A 22,388-nucleotide genomic window follows, 5' to 3' on the forward strand; every position below is an offset into this window, starting at 1 on the left:
TCCATTAATACTTACTGTACGACTTTCTAATCCCCATGATACCATGCCTATTTACACCTGTCAAAAAAGCTATTTAAACAATGATCAACATTGCTTAAATAGCTTCTAAAGTCTTTTCTATATGGCTATTATATTCATGATTGTATAGCCGTGCTTTTTCACCCATTCTTGACGTAATTTATAATCAGGTAAGAATTTCTCGACTAATTGCCAAAAGTCCTTTGAATGGTTTAAATGAATTAGATGGCACATTTCATGAACAACGATATATTCAATGACTTCAATTGGCATCATGCTCAAGCGCCAATTGAAGTTAAGATTCTTCTTAGAACTACAACTTCCCCATCTTTTTCGTTGATTCTTAATTCGAATCTTCTGGGGTTTTACTGTCATTTGGTCAACGTATTTATCCACAAAAAACTTAATCCATTGCATGGTTGCATCTGAATAAGCATTGATTAAGACTTGTTTCATATGGTTGGATGCTTCATTTTTAATATGCATCTCTATACGATCATCATGAAAAACTACATGATCTTTATTACCTTTATGGATCATCATGGGTATTTGATTTCCTAGGTAATAAAACATTTCCCCTGATTTCATTTGCTTAGTTACAGGTTCAAATTGCGCCAATTCATCAAGTTTACCTAAGAGCCAAGCTTCTTTTTTTCTTAACACTTTCTCTATTTCACTTTTTGGCACCCCTTTAGGTGAAATAACTCGTATGTGATTGGGTGGTAATAATCGAATTTCCATGGTTTTACGCTGACGATAGATCAACTCATAATCAACAGTTTTGCCTTTTAATACAACTTGATTCATCACTACTTTTCAACTGCATTAACCACATTAGTACCTATGTTTTCAAAGATTTCGCGAATCTCATCAGGTAATTCCTCTAATGTATGTGGCATTTTTATGATATCTTTATGCATTGGTATTTCACCAAATAAAGGTAAGTCATGTTCCTTAAGGAATTTGTCAACATCACCTTCAAACAGTCTTATTTTCTTACTACAATCAGGGCATTGAATATAACTCATGTTTTCAATGACACCTAGAACATCAACATTCATAGCCTTGGTCATATTGATGGCTTTGGCTACAATCATAGAAATCATATCTTGTGGAACAGATACCATCACAATACCTTCAAGAGGAATCATTTGCATAATAGTTAAGGCTACATCTCCAGTTCCTGGTGGCATATCAATAACTAAATAATCTAAATCTTCCCAGATAACATCTGTCCAGAATTGCTGAACCATTTTACCAATCATTGGTCCACGCCATATAACGGGTTTGTTTTCTTCTTCAATCAATAGATTAAGAGAAATAACTTTTAAGCCATCTTTTAGGATATAAGGTACAATACCCTGCTCCATAACAGTTGCTCTTTTATCTTCTATACCTAATAAACGCGGTACGGATGGTCCAGTTATATCTGCATCCATAATACCAACTTTATAACCTTGCTTAACAAGACTTTTAGCTAACATAACAGATACCGTGGATTTACCAACACCACCTTTACCACTCATAACACCGATAACATGTTTTACATGATTAAGAGGATTATTCTTGATACCACATTCCTCTTTTTTACTTGTACTGCATTTGCTATTTGATGGACAGCTATTACAATCGCCCATTTCATCATCTCCTATCTTTTCTGCAGTAAAATGTATAACTAAACAAACTCATTGATATAATTTGTTTGGTTAGATAAAATGTTAAAAAATTGCTTTGCTTTCTTATTATAAGTTAACCCATCTAGAAAAACAACTTCATCATAAGTCAAATACCCAGTCAATAATCCCGTTAAGGAGGAAATAGATAAGGTCACATGGGGTTTTTGTTGATTTTCTTCAACTTTTACTCTATTTGGACCGTATTTGATTCCATACACCTTATTATTTTCTTTTATATGCTCATCTATGACACTTATTCGAATCTCTGCATCTTCATTTGTAGAGAAGTCTAATGCTTCTATAAATCTCTTAAAGTTGATAATGCGTCCCATCATAAAAGGCGCTAAATGCATGATGTTGATACCATCCTGTGGGAGAAGATATTTCAATCGACCATCAGAAGCTTCATTCACCTTAATTCTTTTAACTTGTGTTTGGTGCATAAGGAATAAGTTCATGAATGTTTCTAGGGTACGTTTATCGTCATAAAGCATTTCCCTTACCTCTAGTTGATCTTCAGCTAGATAGTAAAAAAGAAAGCCCGTTATTCTTCCACCCTGTTCACAAGCATAGCAGTAACCACCCTCGGACGCTACTTCATCTAATATCCTATTGAATAGCTTTTCATTTCTATGAACCCAGATACCTTTATTCTGCATTTGTAAGTTATAAAATCTTGTTAACTCATATAAATGTTGTTCTTGTATTGGAACTAATTCAGTTGATAATTTTACTCTATTTATGCTGGATAGATTAACCTTATACTTTAAATGGTCGCTTATATAGGCATAACCATAAGGCTCATAAATTCGACTATCTATTGGCATTAAGATTGAGAATATTTCACCTTTATGATACATTTCCTCTAAGGATTTTTGCATCAAAGCTTTCATATACCCCTTTCCTCTAGCTTCTGGTCGTGATGAAACACCAACCACATAGGAGGACTTATATACATGATCACCTATAAACAAGTCGTGTGGATTAAGCTGCAGAGCCGTTTTCAGCTGATCATCCTCAAGACATAACAGGGTATTTTCAGGAGCAAAAACTTGCTTGAAATAGTAAGTGTTAAAACTTTCAGAATCCTTAAAACAGTACTCCCATAAGCTTTGAATAGCCCTACGATCTTCTTCTTTAGCATAACGTATTTCCATTATTCTACCCTTTCAGTTATATTATATTTTTCAGCAAATCGAATAGGCCGATAAGTTAATTTGGCTTGTCGTATCCCCTCTATCCCCAAATCTTCTTCTCGATTAACGAAGGGAACATCAGGAAATTCTGCTAGCAAGAATTCTTGATTAATCATTGGATACAATCCTCGTATGTCAGGATTAGCTTTTTCAACATGAATAACTGCCATTTCTTTTTTGCTATTGAGATAACTTCCCATTGAAAAAGCCTCCAATTGCCCATCTATGTAGATTCCCCCAACTTTTACGTTGCTTTCTTCAAGATGTTCAAACACCCTTTTTATGCCTAGAATCTCACCTTGAATTTGATCATAAGGTGAATCTGTTTTCTGAGTACGCCATTTCTTTAATAATTCACAACAATCCTCTTTATCTTCTGCAGATAGTCTCTTGTATAAATATCTTTTATCAAAATCCTTTTTAAATGCATTGATATGATTTCTTTTTTTATGATATTTCTTACCTTTTAGCAGCCTTAAAGCATCCCCTTCATAAATATAATCAAATGAATCTCGATCTGGATAGACTTCAAAATGCTCCTCATAATGTTCTTCAACAAATTGAGCAAATTCAGGTTCTACACAGTACATCTCCAATGGATACCCTGAAGCGTTGATATGATCTTGCATATGATCAAATGCCTTCTTATAGTCATTAGGCTTACATATAGGCATTAATGCATATTCACGACCTTTATAATCTTGCTTAAGAAATAGAATGTCATCCTCAATACAAAAGTGGGTTTTATAAACGTTATACCATAGATACATGATATTAGTATTATACTCACAAATTCCTTCTGTCGTTAGATGAAAAAAAGGTTGAAGCAGGTGATCGTCTTGTAAATCAACTGGTTTAAATTCCATAAACATTACCTTTCTAATAATAGTCATTATCCTTTAATAATATTATAACAGATTTTAGCCTAATAACAAGGAGAACAACTATCTTTATATAGTTTATCATATGAAATTTTTGAAAGGTTTATGGGTAATTGTAAGAAGAAAAATGGTCGTATAGAAAGGCTCGCTATTCCATTGAACCCCTCTATACTTTCTGTTACTTTTAGGTTAAATACCACTAGACTAATGCTATTGTGATAATTACTGGGAAACTATTAGTATAAAGAGTTGGTTAATTATAAGATAATCAAGGTGAATGCTACAAATGCGATGATGCAAATAATAGTGTTGAGCACCACCATATTATTAAGCAACTCACTGTTTTCTTTGGTACTGTACTTACCAGCGAAAATAGGTAATGACATTGGTGGTGGTAATATTAAAAAGGTAAAATAAGCGTAGTCAAAGAATTGATCATTGATGATGTTATCTAAAACTAGCCACTTAAAGAGATAACCTATACTTAGCATAACCACTAAACGAAGAATAATTAATTGGATGCTCTTCTCCATATACTTTCGATTAAGAACCAGCCCATACCCTACAATGATCAAAATTAAGGGTGTTGAAATACTGGCTAGATATTTTAGAGTAGTGAAAAAGCCACTCAAAAGGGCATTATCATGAAAATAATGGGATAGTCCAAGCATATTGAGAGCTAAGCCTGAGACCACTGCGATAATTAAAGGTGACTTGATAAAATCCATAATAACCTTTAAATTAAACTTCTCATTATTAAGACGTATTTTCATCAACGTTATGTACACAAACCAGATAAATAATTCATGACCCACACCGATAATACTCATTTTAATTAAGTTTTCACTTCCAAAAACTGTTTCGTATAATGATAGCCCTAATAGTCCAAAGGTCGTAGCTGTTAAAGCAAAGGGCAATAGAGGATGACTGACCTTAGGAATTTTATTGATAAGAATACCAATCAAAAACAAGAGAATGAGCAATACAAATATTGCTACAAAAACCAATAGATACTCGTCCTGAAGTTCCATATCTACAAAGGTTACAAACAAAACAGCTGGTAAGAATATATTGATTACTGCTTTTTTCATTTCACTTATAGCCACAGAATTAATAACTTGTTTCCATCTTAAAAAATAACCTAATCCAATTAATAAAATTACGGGTAAAATTTTAGCAATTACTTCTGACATGAAAACACCTTCTAATCATTTATTTTAAAACATTCACATGTTAACATACTTTTTAAATTAAATCAATGCTAGTATGAATGTAGCTGATACCGTAAACTATGCTTGTCTCCTATTCAAAAAAGGACTCTCCAAGGGAAGGAGATGTCCTAATTGAGGGATTGGACTACCTAACATTAATACAACCCCATCTTAACATCTGTTGATTAAGGTATCATTAGTCCAATATAAATTTCTTGTAAAGTCTTAGTACATTAAGAGGGAAAAGTCACTCCTAAGTTTTTCATCTTTCTTGATGAACTTAGTGCGATAAATATGCTCACCCCAAACACTTTTCAAATTCTTATCATCGAGTGGTACTTTTTCAATTTCTAGCACAAAATGGTCAACAGGCATGTCTATATGTAACTCTGTTCCATCATTAATAATTGTTAATCCATTGTTAGTCATCAGAGGTTCTTTTTGTGTCATTAGATGCCATGCCATAGGCTCTTTCAACTGAGATAAATGATACTTATCTTCTAAACGAACAACTTTCTCCTTACGGTCTAATACTAGACGTCGTTGGTAAGTATTAACACATGCTTCATCTGGATAAGCTTTAGCTAACTCGTAAGTAATAGACATAGACTTCTCAGTTGCTTCATAATCGCATACGGAGCCATAATAAGCTTCACCATCTTTTTGGTCTACGCCATTAATAACTGGTAGATTATGATATCCTGATTGCATATTCCAAATCTCATAGCGTCTAGGTGAAAAAGTTTTTTTAGAGTAAACACCTACCCCAACATCAATGATCATTGGCTTTCCATCCTTGTAAACGACGAATTGCCCAATGTCATTATGATTATGGCTTTCGTTATTATGACCACCTTTGGCTCCTAGGAATAACCCTTCTATCTTTCCTGCTGCCTCTCTTGTTGTCATGACTTGGATATATTTCATAAAACACTCCTGAACATATGGGAAATCTGCAATTTGCGCTTTCATTTCATTGTAGTTCATATAGCAGTTCATATGTCGGTAGGCAGAAAACCATGGTATATCTGTTATCTTACATTGATGATAATGAAATGTAGCCAATCCATGATGCATCAATGCCTCACATCCGATTCGTTTACCATATCGGTAGATTAACTCTGCAGGCTGCTCAACTTTAGCCCCACAATCGGCAAAATTGAGATATGCATCATTACAAATCTGCATTTTATACACATAACGCCCCATATCTTTAATAAGAGGATTATCATAATAGTTCAGTTGTCCTTCTGTTACAGCGCATAGTACTTCCAAAGCATCGAATAAGGATGCCGCTGCTCTTGTCCAGTAACCAGGTCCTTCATCGCAACCTCCATCCTCATCATAAATGGCTATAAATTTATCCAATACATGAAGTGCTTTCTTTACAATTTGAATGCGATAGTCATCATTATCTTCTATGATCATGGTTGCTAATAGTACATTTGAGGTAATCCAAGGATTCCAATTGTTTGGTTCTCGCCCAACATAGCCCATCCACCAATAATGCAAATGTATACGATATGGCTCAATAATACGCTTTTTAATCTCCAACTGGATTTTCTCGCAAATCAGAGGTGATATTGGGTCCAACTTATCTTTAAGGAGATAATAGGCAGAAGCTAGCAATTCGCCTGTCTCAGCTGCAAATAAATCTATCATATATTCTGTGTTATGCGGAAGCATGTATCTTTCTAAATCTACATATTGATTGTTATGTGCCGGTACTACCCAGCTACTTTCTTCACAAATGCAATAAATACCGTTAATAATATCATCCAAATAAGTTCCATTATCAGCTACACATTCAGCCATGACCAAACTACCTAAAGCGTAGCGACGCTTGTCATAATCCTCCTTATAACGAGTCCGATTACCATTACGAACGAAATCCATATAACGTACTGCTGGTAACATGGGATAACTAAATTCTTTAAAGACATCCCCTTGACTCACAATATCCTTTTGCAACTGACTATCCAATCCACCCCAAAATGATCGATCGCCACACTTCGGAAATGGAATAAACTGCTCCCTAGATAATACCTTTAAATCTATTGGCATATTCTCCACTAACATAATAACTCTCCTTTTAAGCTTGGAATTTATGTCCATTATAAACCCATTAACTTAGAAAAAGCATGCTTATCTTGCTATAAACCTTGCTGATGTTTAGTAATACTATCACCTTTAATTCACCGAATGTTTAATCATTGACTGTAGTGCTTTTTTTTAATATAATGCTACTATAACACTAAGGAGTCCTTGATTATGACAAAAAAAAATATGATTCAAAGTTATTTGTCTTCTAATTACAAAATTGATCTGAATCAACTATTGCAAATCCAGCATGAAAATGTAATTTATCGTTTTGAAATAGAGAGACTTGTCTACAGGAAATTCGAAGAAAATGAATACTTACATTTTATAAAAAGAAAAATGCTTACGACTCATAGCTATCGTCTGATCTATTATCGTAAAAGTGGTAATGCTGTTTGGATAGATAAAAAATTAGTTCAATGCCCTGAAGGCACTCTCCTCTTATTATCACCTGGCGAGCAACCAAGTAATACACCAAATATCAAAGGTGCTTATGAAATTATAGTCTTTGTATTTGATTATAAGTCAATTGAGGGAAAATACTTGACTATTCCCTTTTCAGCATTATTACTGTATTATATTAATGCAGCAGAGTTAGACCTTGAAACATTTTCTGTCCTTCCATTGAGTCATCAGCAGCAACTCCTGACCATACTCGATAATATATTCTTAGCTATTCAGAATTTTCCTAAGACTTTTCAATCAACGAACCCTGCATACACGACCTCATTTAATATGGCTGGTACAGTACTTCAACTGTTTGACTTCATATCCAGTATGAATCGTAAAAATATTGATATAATCCCTACTCCTATAAAAGAGGCTATATTTTACATTGAGTCAAATTATCAGCAACAACTTTCAATAGAAGATTTAACAAGAATAGCATCCATATCCAAAACTCATTTCCAGCATTTATTCAAAAAATATACCCAGACAACGCCCATCCAATTTCAACAAAATATCAGATTGAACAATGCTAGATTACTACTTTCTGAAACCAACCGTTCTTGTAGAGAAATTGCTGAAGAAATAGGCTATAGTAATCAATATTATTTTAGTAAACTCTTCAAAGAAAAAACAGGAATGTCACCCCTAACATTTAGAAAGCAGAGCAGAAACATATAATAATTGAGAGAACTCCTTGTCACTGACAGGGAGTTCTCTCAGTTAAGACTTATTCAAGTTAGTTTAGTCCAAAAAAATCAAAATTTTCATCATAGCCTAAGCTTCTGATCCACTTTATGTAGTTAGGGTCCATACACTTAAATCTGTTCTGTTCAAGATGAGCTGTCTTCGCAAGTACATATTCTTCTGATTCACCAGGATTTAACCATACCTCACTATCAACATGAGATTCTTTGATAAACTCTGTAATTTTTTCTACTATGTCTGGATGGTCTTTAGCTATGTCATTATGTTCAAGCTGATCCACTTCTAAATCATAGAGTTCAATTGGTTCACTAGGATGATTCCTATGGGCTTTGTATTTACCGTATCTAACAGCCTGCTCATGACCATACTCCCAATAGAAATACTCATGTTGTTCCTGGATACTTTCCCCTGTAATTGTTGGTAAGATGGATATACCATCAATATTGTCAGGTGCTTGAACACCTGTGATATCAGCAAAGGTTGGTAAAATATCATAAAAAGAGAAAGTTTGGTCGCAAGTTCTTCCAGGTTTGATTACTCCTGGCCAAGACATAATAAAAGGTACTCGAATACCACCTTCGTAAAGATTACCTTTGTATCCTGTAAAAGGACCTCTGTTCTTAAAGAACTCTACCTCTTCACCTTTTTCTTGCCCAAAATAAGCATGAGCACTATAACCATTATCACTAGCAAAGATAATGATGGTATCCTCTGCAATACCATAGTGTTCTAGCTGTTCCATCATTTTACCTATATCCGAATCCATTCTGCTGATCATAGCTGCCCATACCTTATGCCTAGTACTAGGAAAATCCTCATTGGTATAAGGTTCAAGTGAAGGCGTAACAATAGGTCCATGGGGTACTGTATATGCTACGTACAAAAAGAAAGGACTTTCATGATTCCTATCAATAAATTTGTATGCTGCTTCACTCATTAAATCATGCATATTCTTAGCCTTTGACGGATCTTTTATCCCATCAGGGCTATATGTTCCATTTTCATCGTAGATGGTCTTATCTTTTCCTTCATCAAATCGATTGGTCATCAGTTCATAAACTTTGGTCATATCATACCCTTCATTTTCTGGAATTCTAACAAGCCTATCGTTTTCAAAAACTAAATTAGGATAGTATGTATGGGCCTGTGTCTGGTCGATAAACCCAAAAGAATAATCAAAACCCTTTTTCGAGGGCATTCCTTCTGAGTTCGCTGCCCCGAGAGCCCATTTCCCCGCAATTCCTGTGGTATACCCTGCTTTTTTAAGGACTTCAGCTACTGTGGTGTCTTCTGCTTTTAAACTATCTATGTATCGAGTTGCTCCCTTCGCCCTGATGAAATTCTCTCTAACCCTAGCATGCCCCATATGCTTACCTGTCATTAAGGCGCATCTGGAAGGTGCGCAAACAGTTGAACCAGAATAACATTGAGTAAACCTCATGCCATCATCAGCAATTTTATCAATATTCGGTGTTTTAATAATCTCTTGGCCATAACAACCAATATCCCTGTAACTTAAATCATCTGATAGAATAAAGATTATATTTGGTTTCTTCATAGATTTCATCTCTTTCTTTTGTTTAATTGTGTTTATATTATAATACTACGAATATTTATCAACAATTAACCAAAGTACTTATTTTTTATAGAATACTACGAAAAATAACCACTAATATTAGAATAATATCTAATATTAGTGGTTATTTATATATCCTTAACTAACCTTTAATATTGGTTGATGGATTGTTTGTTTTTGCCTTCGTCATGAATAGTACAAATGCACCTAATGCAACAACTAACCCTACTGGGTAACCAATTGATGAAGAAAGTTGAAACCCTTCTGGAGCTATGATGATATATGTTGTCGTAACTGCTGTCATAAAGGTCGCTGGTATTGTACAGATCCAATGTAAACTACCTTTCTTAGCTAAGTAGCTAGCCGCTGCCCATAACATGATAGTTGCTAGTGTTTGGTTAGACCATGCAAAGTAACGCCAAATAATACTGAAATCAATGAAACATAGTGCAATACCTACTGCAAATAATGGAATAGCAATGATGAAACGATTACGATACTTATCTTGATCGAATTTCAATGCATCAGCAATCGCTAGACGAGCACTTCTAAATGCTGTATCACCTGATGTAATAGGACAAGCAACGACACCAAGTAAAGCTAATAACCCGCCGACAGTACCTAATAAGGATACAGAAATTGTATTAACAACAACTGCTGCTTTACCTGCTTCTTGTAATGCTTCTGTGCTTCCGAAGAATGCCATTGCAGCTGCTGCCCAGATAAGAGCGATGATACCTTCAGCAATCATTGCACCATAGAAAATCATACGTCCTTGTCTTTCATTTTGTACACAACGAGCCATAATTGGAGATTGAGTAGCGTGGAAACCACTAATAGCTCCGCATGCGATTGTGATGAATAAGAATGGGAAAATACCCTTTCCATCAGGATGAAGATTGGCTAACTGTATCTCTGGAATAGAATATCCTTTTGCAAAGATACCAATGATAATCCCTACACCCATGATTAATAATGCTGCACCAAAGATAGGATAGATTTTACCGATGATCTTATCGACAGGTAATACTGTCGCTAATAAATAATATACGATAATGAAAGCAACCCATGCCATTTGTGGAATCCCTGTCATATTCGCTAATAACCCTGCTGGACCGTTTACAAATACAACACCAACTAAAATAAGTAAAACAACTGAGAATACACGCATAACATTTTGAGCTGTTGTACCTAAGTAACGACCAACTATTTCTGCCACTGTTTCACCTTGATGTCTAATGGATAACATACCAGCAAAATAGTCGTGTGTAGCACCAGCAAATATACAACCTAATACAATCCAAAGGAAAGCTACTGGCCCCCATAATGCACCTGCAACTGCACCGAATATTGGACCTAGACCTGCAATATTAAGAAACTGAACTAAAAATGCTTTCTTTGCATCGAGTGGAACATAATCTACACCATCTTCCATTTCCATAGCAGGTGTCTTTCTATTTGGATCCATTCCAAATACCTTCTCTACAAACTTACCATAAAAAACATACCCCAATACTAAAGCTATAACTGCTAGTATAAATGATATCATTAAGTTTACCCCCTCAGACTTAATTGATTTATTATACTATAACTCTATCATATCATCGTACTTAATATGCTGTTCTCGGCCTTAAATGCAAAAAATGCAACCTAAACGGTTGCATTCTATCACTGAGCGGTTTTAAGCAAAATTACTAAAAATTAAAGATATTTTTAAAATCTTTTATATGTCTTCTACTAACTGGAACCTTTTCATCACACCCAAACATCTTCACGTTATAAGTATTATTGAACCAAGGTATGATTTCTTCTATTTGCTCAATATTAATGATATAACTACGATGGCACCTAAAAAAATGTTGGCATTCTAACTGTTCTTCTAATTTACTCAAGGTATCTGGTACATAGAATTCATTATCTTTCGTGATGATATAGGTTGCTCCATCCTTGACTGTACAATATAAGATATTGCATTGATTAATCAAGATGATACGATCATTTAACCAAACAGCTAATTTATTACACTTTTTTAGACTGTGACCTTTAATTGCATTCTTAATGTTGTCATTATTTTCATTAGAACGATTACCCATTCCTTTACGAATACGTTGAATGGTTTTATTAATACGATCTTCATAGAATGGTTTCATGATATAATCAACTGCATTAATATCAAAAGCTTGAATAGCGTACTCATCATAAGCAGTAGCAAATACAATTTGAATAGAGTCATCTAGCTTCATAATAGCGTCAGCCAGTAAGAAACCATCCATCTCAGGCATGGATATATCTAAGAATACAACTTCTGGCTTCAAATCTTTTATGTCCTCTAATGCTTTAACAGGATCTGTGTATTTCCCAGCAATGTGAATATCCCCAAAAGACTTCAAAATATACTCTAACTCTTCTAAAGCTGGTTTTTCGTCATCTACCAAAATGACACGCATTGTAACCCCTCCATTTTAAATAACTTCCTTTATATCACTTATTTTACTACAGGAATAATCATTGAAACCTTCGTCCCTTGTCCTTCATTACTTTCAATATGCAAACCTTGTCCATAAATACTCTCCAATCTTTTATGGACATTACTTACCCCAATGCCTTCTTTTTTACATTGATGATCAAGTAGACATCTTACTTCATCCTTAGACATACCTACACCATCATCAATGACTGTAATCTTAACATGATCATCCCTTCTAGCAACTCGGATAACGACAGACCCACCTGTTTTCTTAGGAAGTAAACCATGCTTCAACGCATTTTCAACAATGGGTTGTAAAATCAATGGAGGTATATTGCAATTAATATCACCATCTTCCTCAAACTTGACTACAAGACGCTCTCCAAATCTGGCTTTCTCAATGTATAAGAATGCTTTTACATATTCAAGTTCTTTCTTTATGGGTATATAATCCCCGATATTCTTGAAATTAGTCCTAAGGTAGTAGCTCAATTTAAGTAAAAGTTCTCTGGCTTTGCTAGGGTCTGTTCTACAAAAAGATACAATTGTATTTAGAGCATTGAATAAAAAGTGGGGTTGTATTTGAGCTTGTAAAGCTTTTAATTCAGCTTTACTCAGTAACTTGTTTTGATAATCTAACTGACTAAGTTCTAATTGGGTTGAAAACAAGTGTCCAAGACCTTTGGCTAGTTCAACATCAGAAGAAGTGATACTATTTTCTACTTTCTTATAGAGCTTCAATGTTCCGGTAACCTGCTCGTTGATCAACAGAGGTACAACGATAACAGACTTCAACGGACACTTTTTATCAAAACATTCTATAGCACTTTTCTCATGAGCAACCATAAAGCGTCCTTCCTGTATGGCCCTCTTTGTAAGTCTTGTACGAATGTGTCCACCTGTTTTATGATGGTCCTTTCCTGCACCGACAAAGGCTAGTATTTTTTCATTATCTGTTAAAGATACTGCTGCTACTTTCGTTGATTCATGAATAATCTTTGCTGTTTTTTCTGCTGACACAAAATTTAAGCCTTTTCTGAAATAAGGTAATGTTTTCGTCGCTATGGATAGAGCAAGCTGTGCTTTCATTGCACCCGCCTTCTCTTTTTCATCATAAATCTGTTGGATTAGTAATATAAAGGCACCCGTTCCTAATGAATTAATAAAAGTCATTGGTATAAATATAATTTCTACTAGAAGAAGAGCTTGATCAAATGGTCTTGCTACTAATAGAATAACGCCCATTTGCAATGTCTCAATGATAGCAGCTACTAAAGCTGCAAATAACCATTTATCCTGTTTATGATCCACATATTTTTTAGCATAACCAGCTATAACACCACCCAGAATGGTTGATATCCCACATGCTATAGCTGTAAATCGCCCTGTTGTAATTAGCATACGATGAATACCTGCTATTAACCCAGCTCCTATCCCTACAAATGGTCCGCCTAAAAGACCTGCTACCACAACACCGATAGACCTGCTATTGGCAATAGCATCATTAATTGGAACACCAGCATAAGTTCCTCCAATGCCTACTAAACCAAATACTACTGCAAATAGAACTTTATCGTAAAGTGTTAAATTCTCTTTTAATATATAATTCTTAAAAAATCTTGATCTCGATAATATAAATGCTGCCAAAACAATAATCCCCAGTTGATTAAGCAGCCCCTTTAATATAACTAAAATCATAAGCAAACCCCTTTAATGACTATCTTAAATACTCTATCTTTATAATAATACAAAAACCGATATAAATTCAAGTTATAAAGAATAAAAGTATCTATACCAAGACTTACCAAGAAAGCTTGTATGCTCTAACTATACCAAAAAAAGTGGCTGGCATAAGCCAACCACTTTCTTTATATAAATTTTAATACAATCCGTTACTATCTGTTGTTGATTACCGCTTGAGCAGCAGCTAAACGAGCAATTGGTACACGGAATGGAGAACAAGATACATAATTTAATCCAGCTTTGTAGCAGAATTCGATTGATGCAGGATCTCCACCATGCTCACCACAGATACCTAATTTGATGTCTGGGCGAGTTGCTTTACCTTTTGTAGCAGCCATTTCTACTAATTGACCAACACCTGTTTGGTCTAATTTAGCGAATGGATCTGATTCAAATACTTGCTTCTCATAGTAATCATCTAAGAAGTTACCAGCATCATCACGTGAGAAACCAAATGTCATTTGAGTTAAGTCATTAGTACCAAATGAGAAGAACTCAGCTTCTTCAGCGATTTGATCAGCTGTTAAAGCAGCACGAGGAATCTCGATCATTGTACCAACTGTGTAATCTAATGCAACGTCAGCAGCAGCGATTACTTCATCTACAGTCTTAACAACAATAGATTTAACGTAAGCTAACTCTTTAACTTCTCCAACTAATGGAATCATGATTTCAGGAACGATATCATAACCTTTAGATTTTTTCACTTCAATAGCAGCTTCAGCGATAGCTCTTGCTTGCATTTCAGCGATTTCTGGGTAAGTTACTGCTAAACGACATCCTCTATGACCAAGCATTGGGTTGAATTCATGTAAGCTTTCAACTTTAGCTTTTAAATCTTCAAAAGTTACACCCATATCTTTAGCTAATGCTTCGATATCAGCATCTTCATGAGGTAAGAACTCATGTAATGGTGGGTCAAGTAGACGTACTGTCATTGGCTTACCTTCTAATACTTCATACATGCCAGCGAAGTCGCCTCTTTGTAATGGAAGTAATTCATCAAGGTAAGTTCTTCTCTCAGCTTCATCTTTAGCTAAGATCATTTTTCTAACTTTAGCAATTCTGTCTTCTTCAAAGAACATATGCTCAGTACGGCAAAGACCGATACCTTCAGCACCGAACTCTACAGCGTTCTTAGCATCTCTTGGGTTATCAGCGTTTGTTCTAACTTTAAGAGTTCTAACTTTATCAGCCCAAGCCATGAATTTAGCAAAGTCACCACTAATTTCTGGTTCAACAGTATTAATGTCTTCAATGTACACATTACCAGTAGAACCGTCTAATGAAATATAGTCGCCTTCTTTAACTGTTTGACCGTCAACTGTGAAAGTCTTAGCTTCTTCGTCAATTTTGATATCGCCACAACCACATACACAACAAGTACCCATACCACGAGCAACAACAGCTGCATGAGATGTCATACCACCACGTACTGTTAAGATACCTTCTGATGCGTACATACCTTCAATATCTTCTGGAGAAGTTTCAAGTCTTACTAAAACTACTCTCTTTTCACCATTAGCTTTTGCAGCAGCAGCATCTTCAGCAGTGAAGAATACTTTACCAGCAGCAGCACCCGGAGAAGCAGGTAAACCTTTAGCAACAACTTTTGCAGCTTTTAAAGAAGCAACATCGAAGTTAGGATGTAATAATTGATCTAATTGCTTAGGATCAACTTTCATTACAGCTTCTTCTTCAGTAATTAAACCTTCTTCTACTAAATCAACAGCAATTTTTAAAGCTGCAGCAGCAGTTCTTTTACCATTACGAGTTTGTAAGAAGTATAATTTCTTATCTTCAATAGTGAACTCCATATCTTGCATATCACGGTAGTGATTTTCTAATTGACCAGCAATAGACATGAATTGCTCATAAACTTCTGGCATATCTTCTTCTAATTTAGAGATAGGTTGCGGAGTACGGATACCAGCAACAACGTCTTCACCTTGAGCGTTGATTAGGTACTCACCATACATACCATTTTCACCTGTTGCAGGGTTTCTTGTGAAAGCAACACCTGTACCAGACGTATCACCCATGTTACCGAATACCATAGATTGAACGTTTACTGCAGTACCCCATCTACCTGGAATATCGTTCATTCTTCTGTATACGATGGCACGTGGGTTGTCCCAAGAACGGAATACAGCTGTAACAGCTTCCATTAATTGAGATTGTGGTTCTTGAGGGAAGTCTTCACCTTTTTCCTCTTTATATAAAGCTTTGAATTCTGCAACAACGTCTTTTAAATCATCAGCTGTTAAATCTGTATCAAATTCAACACCTTTTTTCTCTTTGATTTCATCTAAAACTCTTTCGAATTTAGATTTAGGAATTTCCATAACAACGTCAGAGAACATTTGGATGAATCTTCTGTATGAATCGTAAGCGAATCTTGGGTTGCCAGTTGCATTAGCAAAACCTTCAACTGCTACATCATTTAAACCTAAGTTTAAGATTGTGTCCATCATACCAGGCATAGATACTCTTGCACCAGAACGTACAGATAATAATAATGGCTTCTCAGTGTCACCGAATTTCTTACCTGTAATTTTTTCAGTTTCTGCTAAAGCATCTTCGATTTGTTTAACGATATCTTCAGCAATCACCTTATCGTTATCATAGTAGTTTACACATGCTTCTGTTGATACAGTGAAACCTTGTGGAATTGGTAATCCAAGTTTTGTCATTTCAGCTAAGTTAGCACCTTTACCACCAAGAAGGTTCTTCATTGATGCGTCAGCTTCATTAAATAGATAAACCCATTTCTTGCTCATTAATTTACCTCCTATATATAATAAAAATTTATATATGTCATAGAATAGTTTGGTTAGTGATTCAACCTCTCATCTGGGACAATGGAAATTGGCATAAACCGTCTATTCTAAACTCGCTTTTAATTATAACATAAAAAACAGAAAATAATAGGGTTTTTTAAAAGAATGTTTGATGTTTTTATTGTTTGTAAAATTTCTAATAAAAATCATAAAACCATTCAAATATTTTGTTAGTTTTATACAATCTGTAACATGTTTTTTACACTATTCTGCCATTTTTTCTTCCATATAATTTTAAAATTCATTCATATTCTACCATTTTTTCTTGATATTTAAACCAAGAAACCTAGTAAAATATGTTATAAATTTTTTATCATTCTACTCTCAAGTGTTGTTACACTATTACAAAGAAGGGATAATACTACTAGTTCAAAGAAGCTTCCAACAAAAAAAAGTGATCTTTCGTCAGAAAAATCACTTCAATATATTACTTTTCATATCGGTTCAATCGGCATTGATAGGCAATACCATTAGCTGCTTCCATAGCTGTTTTAAGGGCTCCCTGCAACCATCCATGGGTTTCTGATATATGAACACCTGCAAAGAACATATGATTATTGTAAACTGGTGTATCCATAGAAGCACTAAAAATGGTTTTCTGCTCTGGACTGTATAAACAGATGCCTAGATACAAAGGTGCTGAACCCCAATTCATGGTTTTATAATCCATAACAATTTCATCTAGATAGCCTTCTTCTAAACCATGTACTTTTTCAACCTGTCTTTTAATAACTTCAATACGTCTTTCATCTGATAAATTGCCAAGATAGGATGCATTGAGTCCCAGATTGTAGGACGCAGTCAGTACACCTGGTACATTGGGATCTTTTACACCATCAACAGGATACCAAATGGAAGAAATAACTTCGTCAGTAGATGAACCTCCACCATAAATCCCCTGCTCAAGCCAGAATCTTTTTTTGCACAAGAATAAGGTCTTTTGGATATCATTATAATTCACCTCACGAATGGCTTCCATTTTTCGATCTCCCAATATAGGATCAAGTTCAACAGTTCTTAATCTTGAGTATGGTAGCGTACATATGACATAGTCAAATGTATCCGTTTCGTGCTGATGTTGTGGATTCCCTAATGTCTTTCCATACGCCACTTCTACTTGATTACCCTCTACTTGCTTAATAGCTTCTACTATATGACCGAGCTTAATATCTACATTACCTAAGTCCTCTTTATTGAATCCCTCATAAGCTTCCGGTCTCCTTCCCGTCAATGCTTCATAAAAGGCATTAGGCAATTGATCAAAACCATCATCAATTTGATACAGGTATTCGAAATCTCCTGTATAGTTTTCTTGAAAAACCTCAGAATAACTGTTATAAAACATTGAACCCAATAAGGGGGTGATACTTCCTATTAGATTAATTGCCCCTTGAGACAACTTCATTTTCTGAAGTACTTGCCGACTGTTTTTAGCAACCCAATAGACCATTTTAGGGTTATACTTTGGCAAACTGTATACAATTTCCTGTCTTACAGTAGGCGACATGGTGAATAAAGGACTATTTGTCCCGTATCCAATAAGCTCTTGCCAAGACATGCTTTTTTCTCTAGGTGTTAGTGGAAACTCTGGATAGATTTTTTCAGATACACTTTCACCATTGGCATCATTTCTAACCCGTATATCTCGTACGTAAATAAAAGCATTTTCATTATTTTGAATAAAGGCATTTGTATTGAGTTTAAATAAGTTAATGTAATGCCATGTAGATTGGTGCCCAACCGGAATACGCATAGCACCTAATTCTCCAAACAAGTCTTTCTCTTCATCAAAATAATAAGTATAAACACGTCCTCCTACCCGCTCTTCTGCTTCAAAAAGCGTTATATCGCATCCGATTTTTCGTAGTTCATAAGCTGCAGATAGACCTGCTACACCACCACCTAAAACTGCAACTCGTACTCCTTTAAATTCCCCAGGCTGAGCAATTGATGTGATGTCTTCAGGAGGGTTTAGCGCCTTGATTATATAAGGAAAATCAACTAATCTATTTGCTTTTTTAAGCACATCACTTAACAGTGCATACCGTTGTTCATCTGTAGGGTTTGATGGTTGCTTCATGTTTTGATCTCTCATTCCTTTACTCCCTTTTTGCTCCTTAATTAAATATATTTCCTTATTTATTTACTTAGAACTATATTGCAATAGAGTATTATTAGTGATATACTAGTGGCACATCTTACTGACAAGACAGATGTAAATACACTATTATGAGGTGAAGAGATGACTACTCAGGAAATCACCCGAGAGATCCTGCAACTAAAAGAAAAGAACAAAGCTGTTATTCTTGCTCATACCTATCAGGATGGGCATATACAAGATATAGCCGACATCGTAGGTGATTCACTCATGTTAAGCAAAGCAGCTAAAGAAGTTGATTGTAAAACCATCGTATTCTGTGGCGTACGCTTTATGGCTGAAACTGCAAAAATTCTGTCACCAAAGAAAACAGTCTTACTTCCAGCTATTGATGCTCTATGTCCGATGGCTAAAATGGTGACTGCTGAAGATATAAGAGTTTATAGAGAAATGAATCCAAAGAAAAAAATTGTATGTTATGTCAATTCTACAACAGAGGTAAAAGCTGAATGTGATGTATGTATAACCAGTGCTAATGCAGTAGAAGTGATTAACCGCCTACCTGAAAAGGATATACTTATCGTCCCTGACGAGAATCTGGGGCACTATATCAAACAATCCCTTCCCCATAAGAACATTGATCTATGGCCAGGTTTTTGTATAACTCATAAACGAGTATTAGAAAAAGATATTTTACAAGTAAAAGCTATTCACCCCAATGCGCCTATTCTCGTGCATCCTGAATGTTCTTATAGCGTTTTAAAGCATGCAGATTATGTTGGCAGTACCTCACAAATAATTCACTATGTTGACCAGCATGATTATGATAAATATATTATAGGAACAGAAATGGGTGTTATACATAGCTTAAAGAAAAATCATCCAGATAAAGCCTTCTATTTACTATCGACAGGTTTGATCTGCAGTAATATGAAAAAGACAGGATTAAAAGATGTATATCATGCTCTCAAGTACCAGCAACATGTTATTGAAGTGGATGAAGAATTGCGCCAAAGAGCTTATGGGAGCATTGATAAAATGTTCAGTATATGTGAGTAGGTGATTATGTGTATGCAGATGTGGTTATAATAGGTGGAGGTCTAGCGGGGATTATCACCGCTCTTCAGATCGATCCCCATCTTAAAGTAGTTTTGCTGACTAAAAATAAAATAAAGGATTCTAATTCCTATTTGGCACAAGGTGGTATAGCTGCAACATTGGATGATAATTACATAAGCCATATCAATGATACGATGGAAATAGGACACCAATTAAACAATAAAGAAATTGTTACATTTTTAGTCAATGAATCAAAGAAAACCATCAACCTGCTGGAAAGTCTAGGTGTTATATTCGATCAAACTGAACAAGGCTATCGTTTAACATGCGAAGGTGGACATCAGCATCAACGAATCTTGCACATTAAAGATCAAACTGGTAAGGGCATCCTATTGGCTTTGTTTGATGTACTCATGAACCGTCACAATATTGAATTGATGGAGGATACCGCATGTGTTGATTTACTCATTCATTCAACTGAATGTCACGGTGTTCAAATCATTAAAGATAACTTACTACAACCTTTATATGCAAGGCACACTGTTTTAGCTACCGGAGGCATAGGTGGTATATATGTTCGTTCTACCAATAGGAGTCACTTATACGGTGATGGGATTGCTATGGCATTTCGTCATCAAGTCCAGCTTTGTGATATGGAATTTGTTCAATTCCACCCTACTGCTTTCTATGACGCTACTGGTGGGAAAAGCTTTCTTATCTCAGAAGCTGTGAGAGGTGAAGGTGCCCACTTAGTTCATAGGGATGGGGAAAGATTTATGCTCCGATACCATGAGAAAAAGGAACTTGCTGGAAGAGATATGGTTTCTCAGGCTATTTATAAGGAAATGATCGCATGTAATCAACCCTGTGTGTATTTGGATATGCGTCATTTAGATACCGCGTATATGACGGATAGATTTCCTTACATTCAATCACGTTGTTTAGAAAAAGGCATTGATATATCTAAGGATCTCATTCCTGTTTCTCCTGTACAGCACTATGTCATGGGAGGTGTTAAAACGGACCTTAATGGGTGTACTTCAATCCTCGGTTTGTATGCATGCGGCGAATGTGCTCATACTGGCATACACGGTGCTAATCGTTTAGCAAGCAATTCACTACTAGAATGCGTTGTATTTGGTAATCAAGTAGCTTCTTCAATTAATAAGTCTAATCATACTAGGATTATTAAGATCATAGGTCAGAACCGCCAGCTAAAAGATACTCATGATAACAGCCGTTATGAGCTCTTATTAGACAAAGTAAAAGCTATTATTTCAGAGTATTGCTGGTTGTCTCGTAATCCATGTGATTTAGAGACTGCTTATTCATTATTGACTACATACTATCAAGAGATGCTTGATTCAGAGGATTATAGTATCGCCTATTACAACTGCTTAAATGCTATATCCACTGGTATTACTATATGTAAAGCTTCAATTCACCGTAAAGAATCCATTGGCAGTTTTATCAAGGAGGTTTATTGATGAAAGAACTTATCGTTCAAGATATTCTCATAAATGCTTTAAAGGAAGATATGCCCTATGGCGATATGACCACTGATTATCTTATCCCCAGTTCTCTAAGTGGTTTTGTTGAAGTAAAAGCAAAAGAATCTGGTGTTATTGCTGGATTAGATGTGTTCAGAATGGTTTTTAGAATTATTGATCCTAAAATACGAGTTTCTAACCATGTTGAAGATGGTGATCTTATTAGTAAAGGTGACGTCTTTATAACTATAAGTGGTTCCACAAATGCTATCTTAAAAGGTGAACGCCTTGCCCTTAATCTACTTCAACGATTAAGTGGTATCGCTACACAGACACGGCAATACTGTGAAGCCATCAAGGATTTACCTACTGTTATTGTCGATACCAGAAAAACAACACCAGGATTAAGGCTCTTGGAAAAAATGGCTGTACAAGCTGGAGGTGCCAGTCTTCACCGCTACAACCTTTCCGATGCTGTGATGATAAAAGATAATCATATTAAGGCATGTGGTAACATAACCCAGGCAGTGTCTCAAGTGAGAAATAAAATCCCATTCACAACTAAGGTTGAAGTTGAAGTCTCTAATTTAGAAGAGTTTAAGGAAGCCCTTGCTACATCCACTGACATTATCATGTTAGACAACATGACCAATATCGACATGAAAAGTGCTGTAGAAATGAATAAAGGAAAGTGCATTCTAGAAGCTTCAGGTAATATGAACCTTGAGCGTATTCGAAGCGTCGCTTTAACAGGCGTAGACTATATTTCAGTAGGTGCCCTTACCCATTCTGTCAAATCTTTAGATATCAGTTTAAACTTGCTTTAATTAAATACTTTAATCAATAAAATAAAAAGTACATGATCTGTATCTTTATAG

Annotated in this window: 16 protein-coding genes; 4 read left to right on the forward strand and 12 right to left on the reverse strand. The window is 35.3% G+C overall.

All coding sequences use genetic code 11. The features are described 5' to 3' along the window. Nucleotides 1-117: 117 nt before the first annotated feature. The 6 genes from C1Y58_RS00645 to C1Y58_RS00670 form a co-directional block, all read right to left on the reverse strand. On the reverse strand, nucleotides 118-825 hold the full coding sequence (locus C1Y58_RS00645; protein WP_105614057.1) for a M48 family metallopeptidase: 708 nt from the start codon (nucleotides 823-825) through the stop codon (nucleotides 118-120). Nucleotides 826-827: 2 nt separating this feature from the next. Beyond that, nucleotides 828-1,655: an Mrp/NBP35 family ATP-binding protein gene (locus tag C1Y58_RS00650; RefSeq protein ID WP_105614058.1), complete on the reverse strand. Its 828-nt coding sequence runs from the start codon at nucleotides 1,653-1,655 to the stop codon at nucleotides 828-830. 38 nt (nucleotides 1,656-1,693) lie between these two features. After that, nucleotides 1,694-2,851 carry a GNAT family N-acetyltransferase gene (locus C1Y58_RS00655; RefSeq protein ID WP_105614059.1) on the reverse strand — a complete coding sequence of 386 codons (1,158 nt, stop codon included), beginning with the start codon at nucleotides 2,849-2,851 and terminating at the stop codon, nucleotides 1,694-1,696. After that, nucleotides 2,851-3,756: a DUF2156 domain-containing protein gene (locus tag C1Y58_RS00660; RefSeq protein WP_157949879.1), complete on the reverse strand. Its 906-nt coding sequence runs from the start codon at nucleotides 3,754-3,756 to the stop codon at nucleotides 2,851-2,853. The genes C1Y58_RS00655 and C1Y58_RS00660 overlap by 1 nt, the downstream gene beginning before the upstream one ends. Nucleotides 3,757-4,028: 272 nt before the next feature. Next, entirely contained in the window at nucleotides 4,029-4,964 is a 936-nt protein-coding gene (locus C1Y58_RS00665; protein WP_105614061.1) for an AEC family transporter, read from the reverse strand. A gap of 243 nt (nucleotides 4,965-5,207) precedes the next feature. Continuing rightward, nucleotides 5,208-7,061, reverse strand: a complete 1,854-nt coding sequence (locus C1Y58_RS00670; RefSeq protein ID WP_157949880.1) for a heparinase II/III domain-containing protein — start codon at nucleotides 7,059-7,061, stop codon at nucleotides 5,208-5,210. A 192-nt stretch (nucleotides 7,062-7,253) separates the two neighbouring features. Between C1Y58_RS00670 and C1Y58_RS00675 the strand changes: the two genes are divergently transcribed. After that, complete coding sequence (locus C1Y58_RS00675; protein ID WP_105614063.1) at nucleotides 7,254-8,210, forward strand: helix-turn-helix transcriptional regulator; 957 nt, start codon at nucleotides 7,254-7,256, stop codon at nucleotides 8,208-8,210. 58 nt (nucleotides 8,211-8,268) lie between these two features. On the opposite strand, the gene C1Y58_RS00680 is transcribed toward C1Y58_RS00675, so the two are convergent. The 6 genes from C1Y58_RS00680 to C1Y58_RS00705 all read right to left on the reverse strand — a co-directional run bounded on the left by C1Y58_RS00680 (nucleotide 8,269) and on the right by C1Y58_RS00705 (nucleotide 18,958). Then, on the reverse strand, nucleotides 8,269-9,795 hold the full coding sequence (locus tag C1Y58_RS00680) for an arylsulfatase (RefSeq protein WP_157949881.1): 1,527 nt from the start codon (nucleotides 9,793-9,795) through the stop codon (nucleotides 8,269-8,271). Nucleotides 9,796-9,955: 160 nt separating this feature from the next. Then, on the reverse strand, nucleotides 9,956-11,362 hold the full coding sequence (locus C1Y58_RS00685) for a carbon starvation CstA family protein (RefSeq protein WP_105614065.1): 1,407 nt from the start codon (nucleotides 11,360-11,362) through the stop codon (nucleotides 9,956-9,958). 145 nt (nucleotides 11,363-11,507) lie between these two features. Continuing rightward, a complete protein-coding gene (locus tag C1Y58_RS00690) occupies nucleotides 11,508-12,260 on the reverse strand; it encodes a LytR/AlgR family response regulator transcription factor (RefSeq protein ID WP_105614066.1) in 753 nt (250 codons plus the stop codon). Nucleotides 12,261-12,298: 38 nt separating this feature from the next. Continuing rightward, on the reverse strand, nucleotides 12,299-13,978 hold the full coding sequence (locus C1Y58_RS00695) for a sensor histidine kinase (protein ID WP_105614067.1): 1,680 nt from the start codon (nucleotides 13,976-13,978) through the stop codon (nucleotides 12,299-12,301). A gap of 197 nt (nucleotides 13,979-14,175) precedes the next feature. After that, complete coding sequence (gene ppdK, locus C1Y58_RS00700; RefSeq protein ID WP_105614068.1) at nucleotides 14,176-16,803, reverse strand: pyruvate, phosphate dikinase; 2,628 nt, start codon at nucleotides 16,801-16,803, stop codon at nucleotides 14,176-14,178. A 487-nt stretch (nucleotides 16,804-17,290) separates the two neighbouring features. Continuing rightward, entirely contained in the window at nucleotides 17,291-18,958 is a 1,668-nt protein-coding gene (locus C1Y58_RS00705) for a flavin monoamine oxidase family protein (RefSeq protein ID WP_105614069.1), read from the reverse strand. A 147-nt stretch (nucleotides 18,959-19,105) separates the two neighbouring features. Here C1Y58_RS00705 and nadA point away from each other — a divergent pair, with 147 nt between their 5' ends. Genes nadA through nadC form a run of 3 tightly spaced genes read left to right on the forward strand, consistent with a single transcriptional unit; the run spans nucleotide 19,106 to nucleotide 22,337 of the window. After that, nucleotides 19,106-20,020: a quinolinate synthase NadA gene (gene nadA, locus C1Y58_RS00710; protein WP_105614070.1), complete on the forward strand. Its 915-nt coding sequence runs from the start codon at nucleotides 19,106-19,108 to the stop codon at nucleotides 20,018-20,020. 8 nt (nucleotides 20,021-20,028) lie between these two features. Then, nucleotides 20,029-21,507: an L-aspartate oxidase gene (gene nadB, locus C1Y58_RS00715; protein ID WP_105614071.1), complete on the forward strand. Its 1,479-nt coding sequence runs from the start codon at nucleotides 20,029-20,031 to the stop codon at nucleotides 21,505-21,507. After that, the gene (gene nadC / locus C1Y58_RS00720; RefSeq protein WP_105614072.1) at nucleotides 21,507-22,337 is read left to right on the forward strand and encodes a carboxylating nicotinate-nucleotide diphosphorylase; all 831 of its coding nucleotides are present in this window, start codon (nucleotides 21,507-21,509) and stop codon (nucleotides 22,335-22,337) included. The genes nadB and nadC overlap by 1 nt, the downstream gene beginning before the upstream one ends. Nucleotides 22,338-22,388 lie beyond the last annotated feature (51 nt).

The sequence above is a fragment of the Vallitalea okinawensis genome, from assembly GCF_002964605.1.
GTDB lineage: Bacteria > Bacillota > Clostridia > Lachnospirales > PQDH01 > Vallitalea_A > Vallitalea_A okinawensis.

Bases quoted from the DNA above. Each gene is read 5' to 3' on its own strand.
- C1Y58_RS00660 (WP_157949879.1), bottom strand. From the start codon at position 3,756: ATGGAATTTAAACCAGTTGATTTACAAGACGATCACCTGCTTCAACCT.
- C1Y58_RS00645 (WP_105614057.1), bottom strand. From the start codon at position 825: ATGAATCAAGTTGTATTAAAAGGCAAAACTGTTGATTATGAGTTGATC.
- C1Y58_RS00665 (WP_105614061.1), bottom strand. From the start codon at position 4,964: ATGTCAGAAGTAATTGCTAAAATTTTACCCGTAATTTTATTAATTGGA.
- C1Y58_RS00695 (WP_105614067.1), bottom strand. From the start codon at position 13,978: ATGATTTTAGTTATATTAAAGGGGCTGCTTAATCAACTGGGGATTATT.
- nadA (WP_105614070.1), top strand. From the start codon at position 19,106: ATGACTACTCAGGAAATCACCCGAGAGATCCTGCAACTAAAAGAAAAG.
- C1Y58_RS00685 (WP_105614065.1), bottom strand. From the start codon at position 11,362: ATGATATCATTTATACTAGCAGTTATAGCTTTAGTATTGGGGTATGTT.
- C1Y58_RS00680 (WP_157949881.1), bottom strand. From the start codon at position 9,795: ATGAAGAAACCAAATATAATCTTTATTCTATCAGATGATTTAAGTTAC.
- C1Y58_RS00690 (WP_105614066.1), bottom strand. From the start codon at position 12,260: ATGCGTGTCATTTTGGTAGATGACGAAAAACCAGCTTTAGAAGAGTTA.
- nadC (WP_105614072.1), top strand. From the start codon at position 21,507: ATGAAAGAACTTATCGTTCAAGATATTCTCATAAATGCTTTAAAGGAA.
- C1Y58_RS00650 (WP_105614058.1), bottom strand. From the start codon at position 1,655: ATGGGCGATTGTAATAGCTGTCCATCAAATAGCAAATGCAGTACAAGT.
- C1Y58_RS00675 (WP_105614063.1), top strand. From the start codon at position 7,254: ATGACAAAAAAAAATATGATTCAAAGTTATTTGTCTTCTAATTACAAA.
- C1Y58_RS00705 (WP_105614069.1), bottom strand. From the start codon at position 18,958: ATGAGAGATCAAAACATGAAGCAACCATCAAACCCTACAGATGAACAA.
- C1Y58_RS00670 (WP_157949880.1), bottom strand. From the start codon at position 7,061: ATGTTAGTGGAGAATATGCCAATAGATTTAAAGGTATTATCTAGGGAG.
- C1Y58_RS00655 (WP_105614059.1), bottom strand. From the start codon at position 2,851: ATGGAAATACGTTATGCTAAAGAAGAAGATCGTAGGGCTATTCAAAGC.
- ppdK (WP_105614068.1), bottom strand. From the start codon at position 16,803: ATGAGCAAGAAATGGGTTTATCTATTTAATGAAGCTGACGCATCAATG.